The following is a 16,111-nucleotide window of genomic DNA, read 5'->3' as shown; positions in this document are numbered from 1 at the left end:
GCAGGAATCTAAGGGACCACATCCTGATGGGTGGCTGCATCTACGAATATAAAGAAGCGCTGCCTCCGAGGAACAATCTTGGAGAATGCACGCTCTTCTGGAAGAGCGATTCGGCTCTTCCCGTACCTGACTTGCAACCATTCCAGATTCAGGTGCCGTATGCGACCGACGAGGTCGCAAAACAGTATGCGATTCCGGTGGCAGGTTGGTCGCTCCTCCCTGGCCTGGTGCAGCCTAAGAGCCACGGCCAGATTACGCTCCGGTCAAAGGACGTTCGGCAAATGGCAATCGTGGACCCAAACTACCTTGCTGAGCCTGATGACATGAAGGCGCTGGTCCGCTGCGTTGAGATTTGTCGCGCGATTGGCAGTTCGCCTGAACTGTCGGAGTACGTGAAGCGCGAAGTGGCGCCTGGTCGGCTCGATCGTCAAGCTACGGAGAACTTCATTCGGAACGCCGCAGGAACGTATTTCCACCTTTCCGGAAGTTGTGCGATGGGGCGCGAGGCAAGTTCGGTGGTCGACCCACAGCTCCGCGTGAGAGGCATTCGAAATCTTCGTGTCGCCGATGCATCTGTGATGCCGAATCTGACCACGGGAAACACCATGGCGCCGAGTGTCATCATCGGCGAGCGGCTCGCGGCGTTGTTAACTAGCTAGGCTCGAAGCAGGGCAGTACGACACCTTCGCACTGCCCTGCGAAGCTCGTCATAGAACAGCTTCAGTGACGAGATGTAGAGCGGGGGCTAGTTTGCGGAACACTTCCGGTCGTTCCAAGGCGAAGGTCAAGTTGCTCTGCGCAATTTGGACGTGCTCTGTTGCAATCGCCTGCGCGCGCGTCCCTTCTCCCTTCAGCATCGCTTTCACGAGGCTGTGATGCTGCTGGTGCGCTAGAAACAGCCATTGGCGTCCCTCTTCGAGGGCGGACTGCATGGGCAACATGGCGCTCGCCGCAGCAAAGGGCAAGCGATTATTGACTTCGATTGCTCTAATCAACGCGGCGTTACCTGAACCTTCGACGAGCAACTTATGAAAGCGGTTGTTCATATCGGTGTAGGCCGCGTAATCGTCGATGCCGAGCGCCGGTTTTTCGAAGAGCCTGTCCCCTGCACGCAAACACTCCTGGAGCGCATTTGCTAGCTGTCTCGGCACGCCATGCTCGGCGATGAGCCGGGCAGCCATCCCCTCCAGGTGCCCGCGGACGGCGATTGCGTCGGAAATCTCGTTGGCGGTGATGCGCCGCATCACGTATCCGCCTCCCGGCGACTGCTCGACGAGTCCTTCCTGCTCCAACGTAGTCAACGCAAGCCTGACGGGTGTACGGGACGCTGAAAGCCGCTCTGCAAGCGCTACTTCTGCGAGCCGTTCGCCGGGGACAAACTCCCCTTTGAGGATCAGATCGCGAAGGTACACAAGCACGCGCTCTTGCTGGGATTCCATTGCTTCTCTCCGATTCTCGTGACGCGACGACAACTAACTTCCACAGTCATTCTAGCAATAGTGCATGCATCAAGGTAAGCGAGGAAGTTGAAGAGTATGCATTTATACATTGAACGGTATGCATTGAGGAGATCGTTGCATACCAAGCGTTGATTTCGCAAGCAGCGGGTTTATGCTGACATACAAATAAAACAGTAATAAAATCAATGGTATTTATGGTATTTGCCGCTTGGTGTTTTCATTGAAGCGACGTCGATTTGCATGCAGATCTTGAACATTAGCGATTTGTTGGCTAGTCTCTCGTCATGTTGATGGCTTCTGCTGAATGCATAAGTCATCTTTCTGTGTACAGGAGGAAATTCGCCATGATGAGTCAGCAGCAGAACGACGTGATTACCCGCGTGGGCAAAGGGACGCCGGCCGGTCAGCTTTTAAGGAACTATTGGCAACCGGTTGCATTGGCTGAGGAACTGCCGAGTGAGCGGCCCGTTAAGGCGGTTCGCCTGATGGGGGAGCATTTCGTTCTCTTCAGAGATGAGCAAGGCCGTCTAGGGATGCTCGATAGAGATTGCCCACACCGTGGCGCCGACTTGGCCTCGGGACGTCTTGAGGACGGCGGGCTTCGCTGCGCTTTTCATGGTTGGCTTTTCGACGTCAACGGCCAATGCACGTCCACGCCGGGTGAGCCGGCGGGCAGCACCCTGTGCAAGCGCATTAAACAGCGCAGCTATGAAGTCATCGAGCGTGCCGGGGTGATCTTTGCCTACATCGGAAGCGGTACGCCACCTGCCTTTCCTCACTTCGACTGCTTTGCCGCTCCGGACGAGTATACGTTCGCCTTTAAGGGGCTTTTCGAGTGCAACTGGCTTCAGGCACTCGAGGTCGGCATCGACCCGGCCCATGCCTCTTTCTTGCATCGCTTCTTTGAGGACGAAGACGTAAGCGACAGTTACGGCAAACAGTTCCGCGGGGCGTCGGCGAACTCGGAGATGCCAATCACGAAGGTTCTGCGTGAGTTCGAGTCGCCCGAGATATTGGTTAATCCTGCGGACTACGGGTTGCGTCTTATTGCAAAGCGCGCTGTCGACGACACCCACATGCATGTTCGCGTGACGAACGTGGTGTTCCCTCAGGCATTCGTTATTCCGATGAGTTCGGAGATGACGATCACGCAATGGCATGTGCCCGTCGACGACGAAAATTGCTACTGGTTCGCCATTTTCACCAGTTTCAATAAGCCAACGAACAAGCAGCAAATGCGCGAGCAGCGGTTGGAGCTCTACGAGCTTCCGGAGTACACCTCGCGTAAAAACAAGAGGAACAACTACGGATTCAATCTGGCCGAGCAACAGAGCCAGACCTATACCGGAATGGGTTTTGACATCAATGTCCATGACCAATGGGCGGTCGAGTCGCAAGGCGCTATTCAGGACAGAACCAAAGAGCATCTCGGTACGACCGACAAGGGAATCATTGCGTACCGCAAGCTTCTGATCGACGCGATCGAGAAGGCTCAGGCCGGCGAGAAGACATTCATGCTCATCGACGAAGCGGAGGCTTCCAAGATGACTGGGCCCGCATCAATCGACGGTATCGCTCCTATCGACCGGTGGGACGAGTACTGGAAAGAGTCGGACCTCGAGCGTCGCAACGCGGCACCCTGGCCCGCAGCTGCCCAGTCCTAAGCAGGAATCCAATATCAGAATGGAGCGCCGGGCTTCCCGCCCGGCGGATGAGACATGTCTTTCGTCGATACACACGGCCTCTGGACGAGTTCGCAGTCGGACGCGTACCTACAGGTGCTTGAACGGTTAAAAAAAGGGGACATCGAGGTCGTACGATTCTCGTTTCCTGACCAGCACGGTTTGCTGCGAGGCAAAACGTTGGTCGTTGACGAGGCGATAAAGGCGCTTAAAAGCGGTGTGACGCTCACGACGACGCTGTTTGCAAAAGATACATCGCACCGCACCGTCTTTCCGGTGTATGAAAATGGCGGTGGCTTCGATATGCCCGAGATGCAGGGGGCGTGCGATACCTTGATGGTCGCAGACCCGGAGACATTTCGAACCCTTCCGTGGGCGCCACACACAGGATGGATTCTCTGTGACGTCTACTTTACTAACGGGAATGCGGTGCCATTTGGCACACGACATCTGTTCCGACGCGCGCTCGAGCAGTTGAGCGGCGAAGGCTACGACTTCGTCTCAGGTCTGGAAGTCGAATTCCATGTCTTCAAAATTACGAACGAGAACCTGGGCCTCGAACACTCAGGGCAGCCGGGTATCGCACCCGACATTGAGCTGCTCTCGCGGGGATATCAATACTTGACTGAGTTGCGCTACGACGCCGCGGATGAAGTGCTTGAAAAGATTCGCAAAGACGTCTTGGCATTGGGCCTACCTTTGCGGTCGCTGGAAGTCGAATATGGACCGAGTCAGTTCGAGTTCACGTTTGCGCCCACGAAGGGAATTCAAGCGGCAGATGACATGGTGCTTTTCCGAAGCGCGGTCAAACAAATCTGCCAGCGCAATGGATACCACGCGACGTTCATGTGTCGTCCCCGCATTCCCAACGTTGTCTCGAGCGGTTGGCACCTGCATCAATCGCTCACTGGCAAGACTGACGGAGCCAATGCGTTTGTGCCAGAGACTGTTGACTCACCGCTCTCAGTTGTCGGGCAGCGATATCTCGCCGGGCTGCTTGCTCACGCGCAAGGCGCGACGGCCCTCGCCACGCCGACGATCAACGGATATCGACGCTACCGCCCCTATTCCAATGCGCCTGACCGCGCCATTTGGGGTCGCGATAACCGCGGAGTGATGCTTCGCGTGCTTGGAGCTCCGGGTGACCCCGCGAGTCGTATCGAGAATCGCATCGGGGAGCCGACTGCGAATCCGTATCTCTATTTTGCTTCGCAGGTTTTTTCTGGATTGGACGGCATGCGCCGGGCATTAAACTTGCCGCCGTCGGCCGACACGCCCTATGAGACGCAAGCTGCGGCTTTGCCTCGAACCCTCGACGTCGCAATCGACGCGCTGCGGACAGACGAGTGCTTGCGGGAGGGATTCGGCGGCGCGTTCGTTGACTACTTCTGCAAGCTGAAAGAGGCAGAGGTGGCTCGCTTCAATCTCGAGGTGACGGAGTGGGAGCACCGAGAATATTTCGAGATGTTCTAAGCGGACCCACAAAGGAGAAACAAATGCCAATCGTCACATACATCCTGCGCGACGGTACGCCACGCGAAGTCGACGTCAAACCTGGCACCAGTGTGATGGAGGCGGCGATCCAGAACGACGTGCGCGGCATTGACGCAGAGTGCGGCGGTTGCCTGTCGTGCGCGACCTGTCACGTCTATGTCGAGCCGACCTCGACTGCGCAGTTGCCTCCTCCCGATGACTTGGAGGTGGAATTGCTCGATGGGGTCGCTGCTCAGCGTCGTCCCGAGAGCAGGCTGAGCTGCCAGATTATTGTCGAGCCAGCCACCGCCGGCCTGGTCGTCCGTATTCCAGACAAGCAAGGTTGATCCTATGAACGAACAACTTCTGATCATCGGAGCCTCCTATGCGGGGCTGCAACTTGCAGCGTCAGCGCGCGAATTGGGATTCGAAGGGAGGATCGACTTGCTCGGAGACGAGTCCTACGCTCCTTATCAACGACCGCCTCTGTCGAAGGGCTATTTGAGCGGCGCGTTCACCAGTGAGCGGCTCCCGCTTAAGTCGAACGCCTTTTTCGAAGATCAAAAAATCGACTTGACGCGCGGCGCACGCGTGACGGCTATCGACCGGGGCTCAAAGACGGTCGAACTCAACGACGGCTCGCGCCGAGGCTACGATTTCCTAGGCATAGCGACCGGCGCGCGGCCACGCATGCTCAACTGTCCCGGAGCGGCTCACGAGGCGGTTTTGTATCTCCGTAACCTGGACGACGCGTCTCGGCTCGTGGCCCGTATGCAAGATACTAAGTCAGCAGTCGTTGTCGGCGGTGGATACATCGGTCTCGAAGTCGCCGCGTCGCTTCGTCAGAAGGGCATTGACGTCACGGTAATAGAGGCCCAGAAAAATCTGCTTGCTCGAGTCGCCTCTGCATCACTTGCTTCTTTCGTCGAAGGTTTGCACTCTGAAAAGGGCGTCTCGATTCAGCTTGGTCGCACTATTTCCGAGATCAGGGACGACCACGGCCGCGCACGGGTCACCCTGAGCGACGGTACGACGCTCACCGCTGATCTCGTAGTCGTCGGCATCGGTGTCGAGCCGAATACCGAGCTGGCGCAGGGGTGTGGACTCGAGGTCCAGCGTGGAATTCTGGTCGACTCATTCACCCGTACGAGTGATTCGTCGATTGTTGCAGTGGGTGATTGTGCCGCATTCGTTCCGTACTGGGATCTGCAAGAAGGACGTCCTTGTCGCATCGAATCGGTACAGAACGCAAACGATATGGCGAAGGCCGCCGCTGCATTTATCGTCGGGAAGCCCCTTCCCTACCATTCGGTGCCCTGGTTTTGGTCCGACCAGTACGACGTGAAGCTGCAGATGGCTGGAATCAGTAGCGGCCACACTGATTTTGCAATCTCCGGCTCAGTATCGGACGCCAAGTTCTCGGTGTTCTACTTCCGCGATGGCAAACTCTGCGCCGTAGACAGCGTCAACAGTCCTCAAGACCATATGATGGCTCGTAAGATGCTCGCACAGGGGGCCGAGCTTGGAGTGAAACATGTCGAGCATCCGGGCTTCAGTCTGAAGGAGTATGCGAAGAGCCATCCGCATGACGGCGCAGGGGCAATCTGATGCGAGAAGTTGTTAAAAGAAGACCGATTGTCGGGGTTGTCTGCGATCGTTTCATGGCGGACAGTCATGATGTCCACGGTTCGAAGCATAGCTACCTGAGAGCATTGATTTCGATATCAGCAGTCGACCCCGTTCTTGTCCCTGCAACGGAGCTAATGGTTTCAACCGACGGGTATCTCGATATTTTGGATGGGCTCTTGTTTCCCGGTGGCGCTTCAGATGTCGATCCGGCGCGTTACGGCGGTCTTTCCGCTAGCCAATCGCTCATTGATCGAGACCGAGATCATGTCGCCTTGCAGCTTTTTCAAGGAGCAGCACGGCGCTCCATGCCGTTTCTTGCGATCTGCCGTGGTTGTCAGGAGATGAACGTTGCCTTCGGTGGCACCCTGTTCGAAGACATTCGACTTTATGGCTACTCGGAGGTTCATCTCGAGAAAGCCGACGAAGACATCCTGACCCGGTACCGGTACAAACACGACGTCTCCCTGGCAACCGGAGGCATTCTCAGTCGTTTGGCAGGAAGTGACCATGCGCACGTGAATTCGCTTCACCGTCAGGGGATTGCGAAAATTGCCCCGCCGTTATTCGTTGAGGCTATGTCGCCTGACGGATTGGTGGAAGCCTGCAGTCTGCCGGGTAATCACTTTGCGCTCGGCGTGCAGTGGCACCCCGAAGTTTTGACAGGAACTGACCGAGTCTCAAGGGCACTTTTTGAAGCACTCGGCGATAGTTGCCGACGCTACTCTCAAGAGAAAAAGCAAGGTTCGGTTGGAGGGGACAAGGAATGAGTCTCGACCGAATGGACCTCAATCTGCTTCGTGTGTTCGATGCTGTCTATGAGGATAGGAACCTTGTTCTCGCTGGAAAGCGATTGAATCTTAGCCAATCTGCGATAAGCCACGCGCTAGGGAGGATGCGACAGGTCGTAGGTGACGATCTGTTTGTTCGCACAGGGCAAGGCATGGTGCCGACCGTGCGCGCAACAAAAATGGCAGGTCAAGTTCGAGGAGCGCTGGCGCAAATCCGCGCAGCACTTGGCGTTGACCTGTTTGTTCCCGCCGAAGCACGTCGAAAGTTTGTTGTCGCAGCCAACGATTACATCACCTCCCTGCTTGTGGGGCGACTAAGCCAGCGACTAAGCGCCGAAGCACCGATGGTCGACCTAGTCGTGCGTCCATCAACCCGCCTGGACTTGGCTGGCCAAATTGATGTTGGTCGGATCGATATCGCCATCGGGATCTTCTCGGACATTCCTTCACGATTTCAATCGATGAAGCTCTGGCAACAGACTGATGTCCTTTTGTTGCACCGAAATCATCCCGCTGCGGACCGCGAGCTTAGCAAAGAGGACCTTCTATGGTATCCGCTTGTCGTGGTCTCGCTGGGTGGGGAGGAAGAGGGCGCGGTAGGCGGCTTCATTCTTGAACGTGGCTTGGCTCGACAATCTGAGATGTTCGATAGGCGAGCGCTTGAAAGAGGCTACTCAGGCGAAGATGAGGTACCGCGCGTCCGTGTGTCGGTTGCCCATTCCCTTGCGATGCCAGCGCTTCTCTCGTACAGCGAAATGATCGCGGTTTTGCCATCCTCGTTAGCCCGAGAACTTGAACGTTTTGGCGAGTTGAAGATTCATCAGATGCCGTACGACTGTCCCGACGTTGATGTTACTGCCGTTTGGCACGAGCGTAACGACTCTGACCCAGGAATGGTCTGGTTAAGGCAACAACTCACGGATGTAGCTCGTCAGGTTCGAGGTCGATAGCGTTGCACATTACCTAATATCGCGACGCAATGGGCCGTGCGATGACGAGGTCTGATCGAACTGCCCAGGCGATGTCCATCAGCGCCTTGTAGAGTGTGCCATCGGCAGAATGGAGTGTCGCCAAGTCGCTAGCTAAAAACAATTGCCCCAAGCGGTACAGTGGTTCAATGCGGCTCCAATGCTATCTGCCTTTTCGCTTGACCACGACCAATTGACGCAATTTTCGACTCCCAAGAAGCATATAAAGGGGAAGCGTTCAACTGCGCCATCCCGATTGAGGAAGCCCGTCGCTTCACCGATACCGCCTGTCGCCTGAGCTTCGGTGGTAAGTTAGTAAGCTGCTTCATAAAAATCGAAGTCTGTGTGGCAATGCATAAGCAAGATGCTCAAATTTCAACTGTCTCCTGAAAGGCAGGGGTGAAGTGCAATTGAAGTCAACGTCGCGCAAAATTGGAGTTCTTCGTTGATATTGCACGCAATTCGTTGGTCCTCGAAGAGTGTCAAGATACGCCCCTGCAATTGAGCAGTGCTTCACCCGGTTGTTGCCAAGAATAGCCAACTCTAAGCTCTGCGCATCAAAAGACCTTTGATGCAAAAGGGCGAATCAAACTAAGCGAATTTAGCGAATGAAGGTTTTCGCAGAACCGCTGCGTTGATCTGCATACCTGAATGTGAGGATTATATGGAAGAGACGAGCACAATGGATGTTCAAGACTTGCTTAATAGCAGCCGTTTTTCACCGTTTCAATGGCTAATCTTTGCGATGTGTTTTCTCATCGTGTTGATGGACGGGTTCGACACGGCAGCGATCGGCTTTATCGCTCCGTCGCTTGTGACAGAGTGGCATTTGAGTAAGGCTGCTTTGGCTCCCGTTTTAAGCGCTGCACTTTTCGGTTTGGCAGCAGGCGCGCTGATTTCAGGACCTGTCGCCGATGCCTGGGGGCGCCGCATGGTCCTTGTTATTGCTGTACTTCTGTTTGGCGGGGCAGCTTTGGCGTCAGCGTTTGCCAATAATCTAGGTGAGCTCACCGCTCTTCGCTTCGTGACGGGCGTGGGGCTCGGCGCGGCAATGCCAAATGCTTGCACGGTGATGAGCGAGTTTTGTCCGGAACGCAGGCGCGCTACGATCGTAAATTTGATGTTTTGCGGTTTTCCGCTCGGAGCGGCGTTTGGAGGCTTCCTGGCGGCATGGATGATTCCACTGTTTGGCTGGCGAGGTGTCTTGATCTTCGGTGGCGCAGTTCCTCTCGTCCTCGCTGTTGCGCTGCTCGCTTTTATGCCTGAGTCAATCCGATTTCTAGTGTCAAAGGGAGTTTCAGCCGAACGTATTCGATCGATCCTGGTACGTATCAATTCCAACGCGGCAAGCGCTACATCTTTCACCATGGCCGAGGCTGCAAAGTCAGACCAAAAGGGAGGGGTCGCCACGGTCCTGTCTAAGAAGCATATCTTTGGTTCCGTAATGCTTTGGGTTTGTTATTTCATGGGACTGGTCATTTTCTATGGACTCGTCAACTGGATGCCGCTCCTCTTCAGAGATGCGGGCCTCAATCCGCATCAGGCAGCGATGATCTCGGCGCTTTTTCCGCTTGGTGGTGTAGGAACTGTTTTGTGCGGAATGTTGATGGACCGCTTCGACGCCGACCGCGTCGTCGCGACTTGTTTTGCTTTGGGTGCGATTAGCGTGTATGCGGTAGGTCACGCACTAGGGGGGCAGACAGCGATGTTGATGCTCGCGGTACTTGTGGCGGGGTTGTTGGTGAACACTAGCCTTGCATCCATGCCATCGCTCGCGGCAGCGTTCTACCCGACTTCCGGGCGCGGCACCGGTGTCGCCTGGATGCTGGGCGTCGGGCGATTTGGCGGCATTGCCGGCTCGTTTCTTGTTGCTGAACTATCGCGCCACCAATTTACTCTTGCAGGCATTTTTACAGTCGTTGCCATTGCGGGTTTAATCGCATCTGGCGCGCTTGTAGCGAAACGTGCGATCTCGGGACGGCTTGGTGCGAACGATGATACGTCGAACGAGGGCAAGTATCTTGCGCACTGAATGCCACGAGCATTGCTGAATTGGTGATCTATAGGCATGCCGTAGCTTCATTCGGAGCGAGGGATTCTCGAAACTAAGCATTCCGCTCTCTCGGAAAGAAGTTTAGGAGTTTTTTGCGCATTGGACTGAAACGTCCGGCGCCGCTAGGACCCTTCGCTGTCTGCATCCTGCGCGCGCATCTTTTCCTCGATTCGCTTCAAAAATCCTCTTTGGAGAAGGCTCTGCGCGCCTCGGTTGCGCGATGGGGGTGGTGTCCGATCTCGGCCCGCTTTCCCTGTTCTTTTATATATAAATCAAACAAGTCGGTTTAGGAGATAGTATGAAGAAGGCTTTAATTTCATTCTTGGCACTTGAAGTCTTCAGTGTCTCTGCATTTGCGCAGAGCAGTGTCACTCTATATGGCATTGTGGATACCGGTGTGGAGTTTGTTTCACATGCTAATCCCGCGGGTAACTATGTGGTTCGAATGCCCGGTATTTCTGGGGAATACCCGTCTCGTTGGGGTATTCAAGGCAAGGAGGAGCTAGGTGGCGGCCTATCTACCATCTTCACGCTTGAGAGTGGATTCAACTTGCGTGGAGGGGATATGGGTCAAGGCGGCAGGTTGTTTGGACGGCAGGCTTTCGTCGGCTTGCAGGGAAACTGGGGGGCGCTAACCTTTGGCCGCCAGTACACCATGACTTACTGGGTGCTCACCGACGCCGATATGCTTGGTCCCGACATTCATGGGATAGGAGCGCTTGATTCGTATCTTCCTAACGCGCGGAGTGACAACACCGTCGCATATCGCGGAACCTTTTACGGCTTGACTGTTGGCGCAACCTATTCGTTCGGGCGCGACAGTGCTGGCACAGGCAATTCCCCCGGGCAAGGTACTTGTGCCGGCGAGGTACCAGGAGACGTGAATCAATGTAGACAGTGGAGCGCGATGCTCAAGTATGACAGCGCGAACTTCGGTCTAGCAACAGCGTACGATGAGCAAAGGGGAGGCACAAACGCCGCCGCAAACTTTTTCGACGGTCTTACACCTTTCCCAATTGCGACGAGCAACGCCAAGGACAGTCGGATTCAGGCAAATGGCTACGTTCGCTTATGGGGCGTCAAACTTGGCGGTGGTTGGATTGGTCGACGCGTCGAGCCTGACACAACAATTGCAAGCGTTCGGTCGAATCTCTTTTATTTAGGTGCGCAGTATGCCGTCACCCCTTCGCTCATCATTGACGGGGAGGCTTATCGGGACATCGTGCAACAGCAAGACGCGCGGGCAACGATGACGACAATCCGCGCGACTTATCTGCTGTCTAAGCGGACTGCTGTGTATGCGAAGGCCGCATATCTGTGGAACAGCGAACGCGCGCGCTTTTCAGTAAGCGCCGGAGGTGGCGGTACGACCCCGGCCCCTGGTATTGGTCAGCTTGGCGCTATGGTGGGCATTCGGCAGAGTTTTTGAGCGATCCCACATTCTGTGCGTCTAGCGACAATTCGCGGGACGCGGTTTCATCTGGGGGAACGTCTCAGCGCAACAGCTGTTGCTGGCCATTCGTGACGTAGAGAGGGGAACCAGCCCTGTTCTGCGCCGACGCAACCTGATTTTCGGGTTGCGTCGGACGTACATGAATTCGCTTCGGACCAAGTTTTCGGTTGAATGAAGATCTGATGATCAAGTTGCGTCTGCACAAATCTCAAGCCAATCTCCTCTCGAACTGAGCAGGCGGCGAAGCGCACGGGCCTGTCAGTGCTCGACTCGACTCAGTCGACGCCATCCTTACGCTTTTCCGGTCGTGTTGCTTGCCCGATACGATATCCCTCCCGATGGGTGTATTGGACTCCCTTCTAACGGGGGTTTTGGCGACTCGAGGAAAGTCCTAAGGTTTGAGCACGCGCCGAAATTTCCGATGCATCGTCCGACTCTTGCGAGCACCCATCGGAGTCAAATTGTCGAGCGCACTCGCGCATCGCTCAAAGCATCGCGCGTCCTCGCTACTCTGCGAAGAAGCCGTTTGACTAACGTCAAGTTTGTCTGACGCGGCCCTGCGTTTGGATGCATGCAAACCGATGTCGCAATTGATTTTCGCCTGCCGTGAAGGCTTGGCAGTCGGCATGCATCAGTCTCGCCAACCTCATTATCGAGCGAGTCCTACCATGTCCAAACATCTCCTAATACTGCCGTGGTCGCATCAGGCTCCGCTGGCGCGACGCAGGCGCGACGTTCTGCCAACGATCGTACACCTTCATTTCGAGCGCATCGCCCTCTTGAGGCGCCGATAGGCATTTCGCCATCGCCGGGCGGATCTGCAGGGACATCCGCGTAAGGGACAAGGCCCTCATTTATGTTTTGGGCAGAACGAGCCTGCGTCGATCCTTTTTCAGCTTTCGAATCCATGAATAGCTCTATTCCGGAATGGTAGTCGCTTCACATAACTGCATAGGCCCAGTCGAAAAAATCCAACTCTTCCGGAGAGATCGTTAACACGAGGAAAACCATGAAGCCGACCTGGATAGTGAGACTTTTCGCAGTGGTAATGCCGTGGCTCTTTCTGGGACTTAAACGGTCGATGATTCCCAGCACGTCTTGCGTGGTACTAGCTGTGTTTTTTTATGCTGTGCCGCAGAGCCAGGAAGTTCTTCACGGCTTGATTGAGGCTGACTTCAATACCCATCAAGAGGTGCATCGCTCATTGCTGAGCATCGTGAATGCAACGGCTTTAATGTCCTATTTCCTAACGTCGATACTACTTGCTCTTTCAATATGGTATTCGGCGCGACTCTTATGTACGGTGCAGTTTAGATTGATTTCACCGGCCGCGTGGACAAGACCTGGTGGCAGGTATGCGGGCCGTCAGATCAGGTACGCCGTGACGTGGCTGCCGCGTGCTCTGGGCGTCGCCTCGCTGGCCGCGTCAATGGGTGCGCTAATCTTTGCTAACTACGTGCATCTAAACCACTATCCGGGCAGAGTTGTCATTGCAATCGTCGGACTGGGACTCATAGCTCCGGTGCTGGTTGCAGCGGTTACCCTTAAACGCTTTCTGGATGGGCCGTCATCTTGGCAAGTATACGCCGTGACGCCCGCTGTGCTGCTTTACTTAGTGTCGGTAATTTGTTTTGCTGCGGCTGATGGCCCGCGTAAAGTCTTTGTGGTCAGTGTGATCGCAGCGCTTCTCCCAGCCTGCTTGCTGGCAGTGTTAGTTCTCAGACGCGTCGCAATCAATGGACGTGGCAAGGGCACCCTTGTCAAAACTCGCGACGTGCCTCTGCGTCGAGTACTTGGACGCGTCGGCGTGCTCACGCTCGCCGGGTTCATTGCGCTAGGCTTCCTTGCGCTTTCGCCAAGCGGGATAGCGCGCAGCATCGGTTCGGCATCCGCTATCATCGGTTCCCTCGCTGCGCTCGTGATGTTCCTGACGGGCCTGCAACTCGCGCTGAGTTGGGCCACGCAATGCGTCCCTGGCTTTACGACGGCTGTTGTTTTACTCCTGATCGTTCCCATCGGCATGGTAGCCAAGCGGAACATCGGCAGAGAAGCGTTCGAGCAGCAAGCGCTTCGCCGAATGCCACATGAAAGTACGCGTGGCCCGGCGAGCGAAGTTCCAGTATGGGGGTCGAAGGCTACGGCGGCCGGCCGAGAATCCAACGGAAAGAGCTTGGACGCTCGCGATAATCCGCGCGTTTTCCCATCATTGCCGTTGCGCCAAGCGGCCATCGAGATCCATCCTCGCTTGTACATTACAGCGTCCGGCGGCGGCGTGCGAGCTGCAATCTTTACCGCTCAGTTGCTCGCATTGGCTGACGACGCGTCCTGTGGAATGTTCGGGGAGCACATTGCTGCGACCAGCAGTGTGTCCGGCGGTAGTCTCGGCATAGCGGCTTATCTCGTGACACGGCAGGAACTCGTGCAGCATGCCTGGCAAACCAATCGAAAAATGTGGGACCACTGTACGCCTGGTGCTGTGCCCACGGAAACGCCCCTGCTTGACGCGGTCAACCGTGCGCTGGTACAGGATCATTTGTCGGCGACAATCGTGCGAGGTGTCACGCTTGATCTCGTACCATTCGTGAAACCGGGGCGAGGCATGGCGCTACTCGACAGTTGGAACGATGCACTAAAAGTTTCAATCGTCCAGTCAGATCTTTATCGGCAAGAGAAGGAACCGACGATCGCGCGTGCCATCCTTCCATTTTTCAAGGACGACAAACCCGAAGCGCTCAACATGCCGTTGCGAGATTTAACCGGTAGCATGCAGATCCAGCCCACTGTCTATTTCAACGCGACCGATTCGGAACACGGCGGGATAGTTTGGTTCTCAAACAAGGTTGCGGACATGCCTGACTGCGAATATGGCTCCGTTCCGAATGCTTACAAGGATGATCCGACTTTGTGTGGTGCGCTTACTGTGGGGCAAGCAGTTCTACATAGTGCTCGTTTTCCGCTCATCACGCCGCCCGGAGCCTTCCCAGCAGAGGAAGAATTGGCGGTGTTAGTTGATGGCGGCTACGCAGATGATTCAGGTGGTCAAACGCTGCGCTATCAGGTCGGCGAAGACAAACTCCGGGACTCCGATTCGAGGCTATTGGAAATCGACGGGAACCCGCCCGAACACGGCAAATTCTGCGGACTGAGTTCTCATGAATCCGTCATTCCTGTCGCGGTCGAGGCGCTGCTGTTATCGCGCTCGGCACGCGCGAGCTTAGCCTCTCAGCAGCTCATCGATATCGTTCCGCCTTGCAGTGCCGACGCTCAGAACTCAGGGCGATGCTCTCTCCAAGCTACATTGGATCTAGAGCAGGTTTTTAAGGTGACCAAACACGACAAGACTCAATGTGCACGCGTGCATCAAGCTCAGGTACCACCGCTTGGATGGTACACGGGGTCTCGCGCCGCTGCGCTAATCATGAAATCTGTGACGATGCAGGTTCCATCAATATGCCGTCTGGTCAATCTTGAATGCAGAAATCCTCCGCGCCTGGACTTGAACGAGGACGGCGACTCGGATGAGCCAGCTCTGCCTGTGCCTGTGGTATCGGTAAAACCTCCGGTGCCAATCGATCCAAACTGATGGAGAGTGAGAACGACGATCTTCGTGCGCGACCTGACTCGAAATTAGGTATCCGGATTTTCGTGTGGGAACAGCGTCACACGTAAGATTGCTTTCACCTTACCGAAGCTGCCCACGCACAGAATTACGAATTGGACTGTCTCGGGTCGGCAGGCCTACCCCGAGGCCTGCTGAATCGCTCAATGTGCCGGCGAACCAACGCAATAAGGAGTGCATCGCGCGTCGCCCGCCCGGTGCACGCCGTCATGTAGTTCCCCCGTGAACATCCGCGCAGTATTTCGTGACATCTTAGCGTCGCTTACCGCAAAGCTTGATGTTCATACGGCACGCCGCACCATCAATTCCTTGATCTTGCCGATCGCCTTGGTTGGATTGAGGCCCTTCGGGCACACATCGACGCAGTTCATAATCGTATGGCAACGGAACAGACGATATGGATCTTCCAGATTGTCCAGACGCTCACCGGTCGCTTCATCGCGGCTGTCCGCAATGAAGCGATAGGCTTGCAGCAGACCGGCCGGCCCGACGAATTTGTCCGGATTCCACCAGAAGCTCGGGCACGACGTCGAGCAACTCGCGCACAGAATGCACTCGTACAGGCCGTCGAGCTCATCGCGCTCGACCGGCGATTGCAGACGTTCTTTTTCCGGCGGCGGCGTATTGTTGATCAGGTATGGCTTGATCGAATGATACTGGTTGAAGAACTGCGTGAAGTCGCAGATCACATCGCGCACGACCGGTAAGCCCGGCAGGGGACGCAGGACAATTTTCTGCGGCAGGTCGTTCAGGTTGGTCAGGCAGGCGAGCCCGTTCTTGCCGTTGATGTTCATTGCGTCCGAACCGCATACGCCTTCGCGGCACGAGCGGCGGAACGACAGGGTTTCATCGACCGACTTCAGCTTGACCAGCGCGTCCAGCAGCATGCGTTCGTGCTCGAGTTCGAGCTCATACGTCTGCATGCGCGGAGCCGCGTCTTTGTCCGGATCGTAGCGGTAGACTTCAAAAGTACGTTTTGCCATTTC

Annotated in this window: 12 protein-coding genes; 10 read left to right on the top strand and 2 right to left on the bottom strand. The window is 55.7% G+C overall.

Features of this window, described 5'->3' with window-relative positions; all coding sequences use genetic code 11:
- Positions 1 to 659, top strand: a 659-nt coding sequence (locus tag BG60_RS30980; RefSeq protein WP_034473889.1) for a GMC family oxidoreductase, incomplete at its 5' end; no start/stop codon positions are given.
- Between the two features lie 48 nt (positions 660 to 707).
- Here the strand turns inward: BG60_RS30980 and BG60_RS30975 are convergent.
- Positions 708 to 1,439: a GntR family transcriptional regulator gene (locus tag BG60_RS30975; RefSeq protein WP_008348710.1), complete on the bottom strand. Its 732-nt coding sequence runs from the start codon at positions 1,437 to 1,439 to the stop codon at positions 708 to 710.
- Between the two features lie 365 nt (positions 1,440 to 1,804).
- Between BG60_RS30975 and BG60_RS30970 the strand changes: the two genes are divergently transcribed.
- The 9 genes from BG60_RS30970 (at position 1,805) to BG60_RS30930 (ending at position 15,089) form a co-directional block, all read left to right on the top strand.
- Positions 1,805 to 3,124 (top strand): aromatic ring-hydroxylating dioxygenase subunit alpha, encoded by a 1,320-nt coding sequence (locus tag BG60_RS30970; RefSeq protein ID WP_033536309.1) that lies wholly within the window; start codon positions 1,805 to 1,807, stop codon positions 3,122 to 3,124.
- A gap of 54 nt (positions 3,125 to 3,178) precedes the next feature.
- Positions 3,179 to 4,615: a glutamine synthetase family protein gene (locus BG60_RS30965; protein WP_033536308.1), complete on the top strand. Its 1,437-nt coding sequence runs from the start codon at positions 3,179 to 3,181 to the stop codon at positions 4,613 to 4,615.
- A 23-nt stretch (positions 4,616 to 4,638) separates the two neighbouring features.
- Positions 4,639 to 4,962, top strand: coding sequence for a 2Fe-2S iron-sulfur cluster-binding protein (locus BG60_RS30960; RefSeq protein WP_008348707.1), 324 nt, complete (start codon positions 4,639 to 4,641; stop codon positions 4,960 to 4,962).
- 4 nt (positions 4,963 to 4,966) lie between these two features.
- Positions 4,967 to 6,223, top strand: a complete 1,257-nt coding sequence (locus BG60_RS30955; protein ID WP_033536307.1) for an NAD(P)/FAD-dependent oxidoreductase — start codon at positions 4,967 to 4,969, stop codon at positions 6,221 to 6,223.
- The gene (locus BG60_RS37410; protein ID WP_075583594.1) at positions 6,223 to 7,011 is read left to right on the top strand and encodes a gamma-glutamyl-gamma-aminobutyrate hydrolase family protein; all 789 of its coding nucleotides are present in this window, start codon (positions 6,223 to 6,225) and stop codon (positions 7,009 to 7,011) included. Before BG60_RS30955 ends, BG60_RS37410 begins: the two co-directional genes overlap by 1 nt.
- Entirely contained in the window at positions 7,008 to 7,982 is a 975-nt protein-coding gene (locus BG60_RS30945; protein ID WP_033536305.1) for a LysR family transcriptional regulator, read from the top strand. The genes BG60_RS37410 and BG60_RS30945 overlap by 4 nt, the downstream gene beginning before the upstream one ends.
- A 682-nt stretch (positions 7,983 to 8,664) precedes the next feature.
- Positions 8,665 to 10,032 carry an MFS transporter gene (locus tag BG60_RS30940; protein WP_033536317.1) on the top strand — a complete coding sequence of 456 codons (1,368 nt, stop codon included), beginning with the start codon at positions 8,665 to 8,667 and terminating at the stop codon, positions 10,030 to 10,032.
- A 319-nt stretch (positions 10,033 to 10,351) separates the two neighbouring features.
- Positions 10,352 to 11,482, top strand: a complete 1,131-nt coding sequence (locus BG60_RS30935) for a porin (protein WP_033536304.1) — start codon at positions 10,352 to 10,354, stop codon at positions 11,480 to 11,482.
- 1,033 nt (positions 11,483 to 12,515) lie between these two features.
- On the top strand, positions 12,516 to 15,089 hold the full coding sequence (locus BG60_RS30930; RefSeq protein ID WP_033536303.1) for a DUF502 domain-containing protein: 2,574 nt from the start codon (positions 12,516 to 12,518) through the stop codon (positions 15,087 to 15,089).
- Positions 15,090 to 15,406: 317 nt separating this feature from the next.
- Here BG60_RS30930 and BG60_RS30925 read toward each other — a convergent pair whose 3' ends face one another.
- Positions 15,407 to 16,108, bottom strand: a complete 702-nt coding sequence (locus BG60_RS30925; protein ID WP_033536302.1) for a succinate dehydrogenase iron-sulfur subunit — start codon at positions 16,106 to 16,108, stop codon at positions 15,407 to 15,409.
- Positions 16,109 to 16,111 lie beyond the last annotated feature (3 nt).

Origin of the sequence: Caballeronia zhejiangensis (assembly GCF_000698575.1) — a bacterium.
Lineage (GTDB): Bacteria > Pseudomonadota > Gammaproteobacteria > Burkholderiales > Burkholderiaceae > Caballeronia > Caballeronia zhejiangensis.
Note: the sequence above shows the minus strand (reverse complement) of the source record. Positions and strands in the feature narration are given on the sequence as shown.

Bases quoted from the DNA above. Each gene is read 5' to 3' on its own strand.
- BG60_RS30935 (WP_033536304.1), top strand. From the start codon at position 10,352: ATGAAGAAGGCTTTAATTTCATTCTTGGCACTTGAAGTCTTCAGTGTC.
- BG60_RS30970 (WP_033536309.1), top strand. From the start codon at position 1,805: ATGATGAGTCAGCAGCAGAACGACGTGATTACCCGCGTGGGCAAAGGG.
- BG60_RS30975 (WP_008348710.1), bottom strand. From the start codon at position 1,439: ATGGAATCCCAGCAAGAGCGCGTGCTTGTGTACCTTCGCGATCTGATC.
- BG60_RS30955 (WP_033536307.1), top strand. From the start codon at position 4,967: ATGAACGAACAACTTCTGATCATCGGAGCCTCCTATGCGGGGCTGCAA.
- BG60_RS30965 (WP_033536308.1), top strand. From the start codon at position 3,179: ATGTCTTTCGTCGATACACACGGCCTCTGGACGAGTTCGCAGTCGGAC.
- BG60_RS30960 (WP_008348707.1), top strand. From the start codon at position 4,639: ATGCCAATCGTCACATACATCCTGCGCGACGGTACGCCACGCGAAGTC.
- BG60_RS30940 (WP_033536317.1), top strand. From the start codon at position 8,665: ATGGAAGAGACGAGCACAATGGATGTTCAAGACTTGCTTAATAGCAGC.
- BG60_RS30925 (WP_033536302.1), bottom strand. From the start codon at position 16,108: ATGGCAAAACGTACTTTTGAAGTCTACCGCTACGATCCGGACAAAGAC.
- BG60_RS37410 (WP_075583594.1), top strand. From the start codon at position 6,223: ATGCGAGAAGTTGTTAAAAGAAGACCGATTGTCGGGGTTGTCTGCGAT.
- BG60_RS30945 (WP_033536305.1), top strand. From the start codon at position 7,008: ATGAGTCTCGACCGAATGGACCTCAATCTGCTTCGTGTGTTCGATGCT.
- BG60_RS30930 (WP_033536303.1), top strand. From the start codon at position 12,516: ATGAAGCCGACCTGGATAGTGAGACTTTTCGCAGTGGTAATGCCGTGG.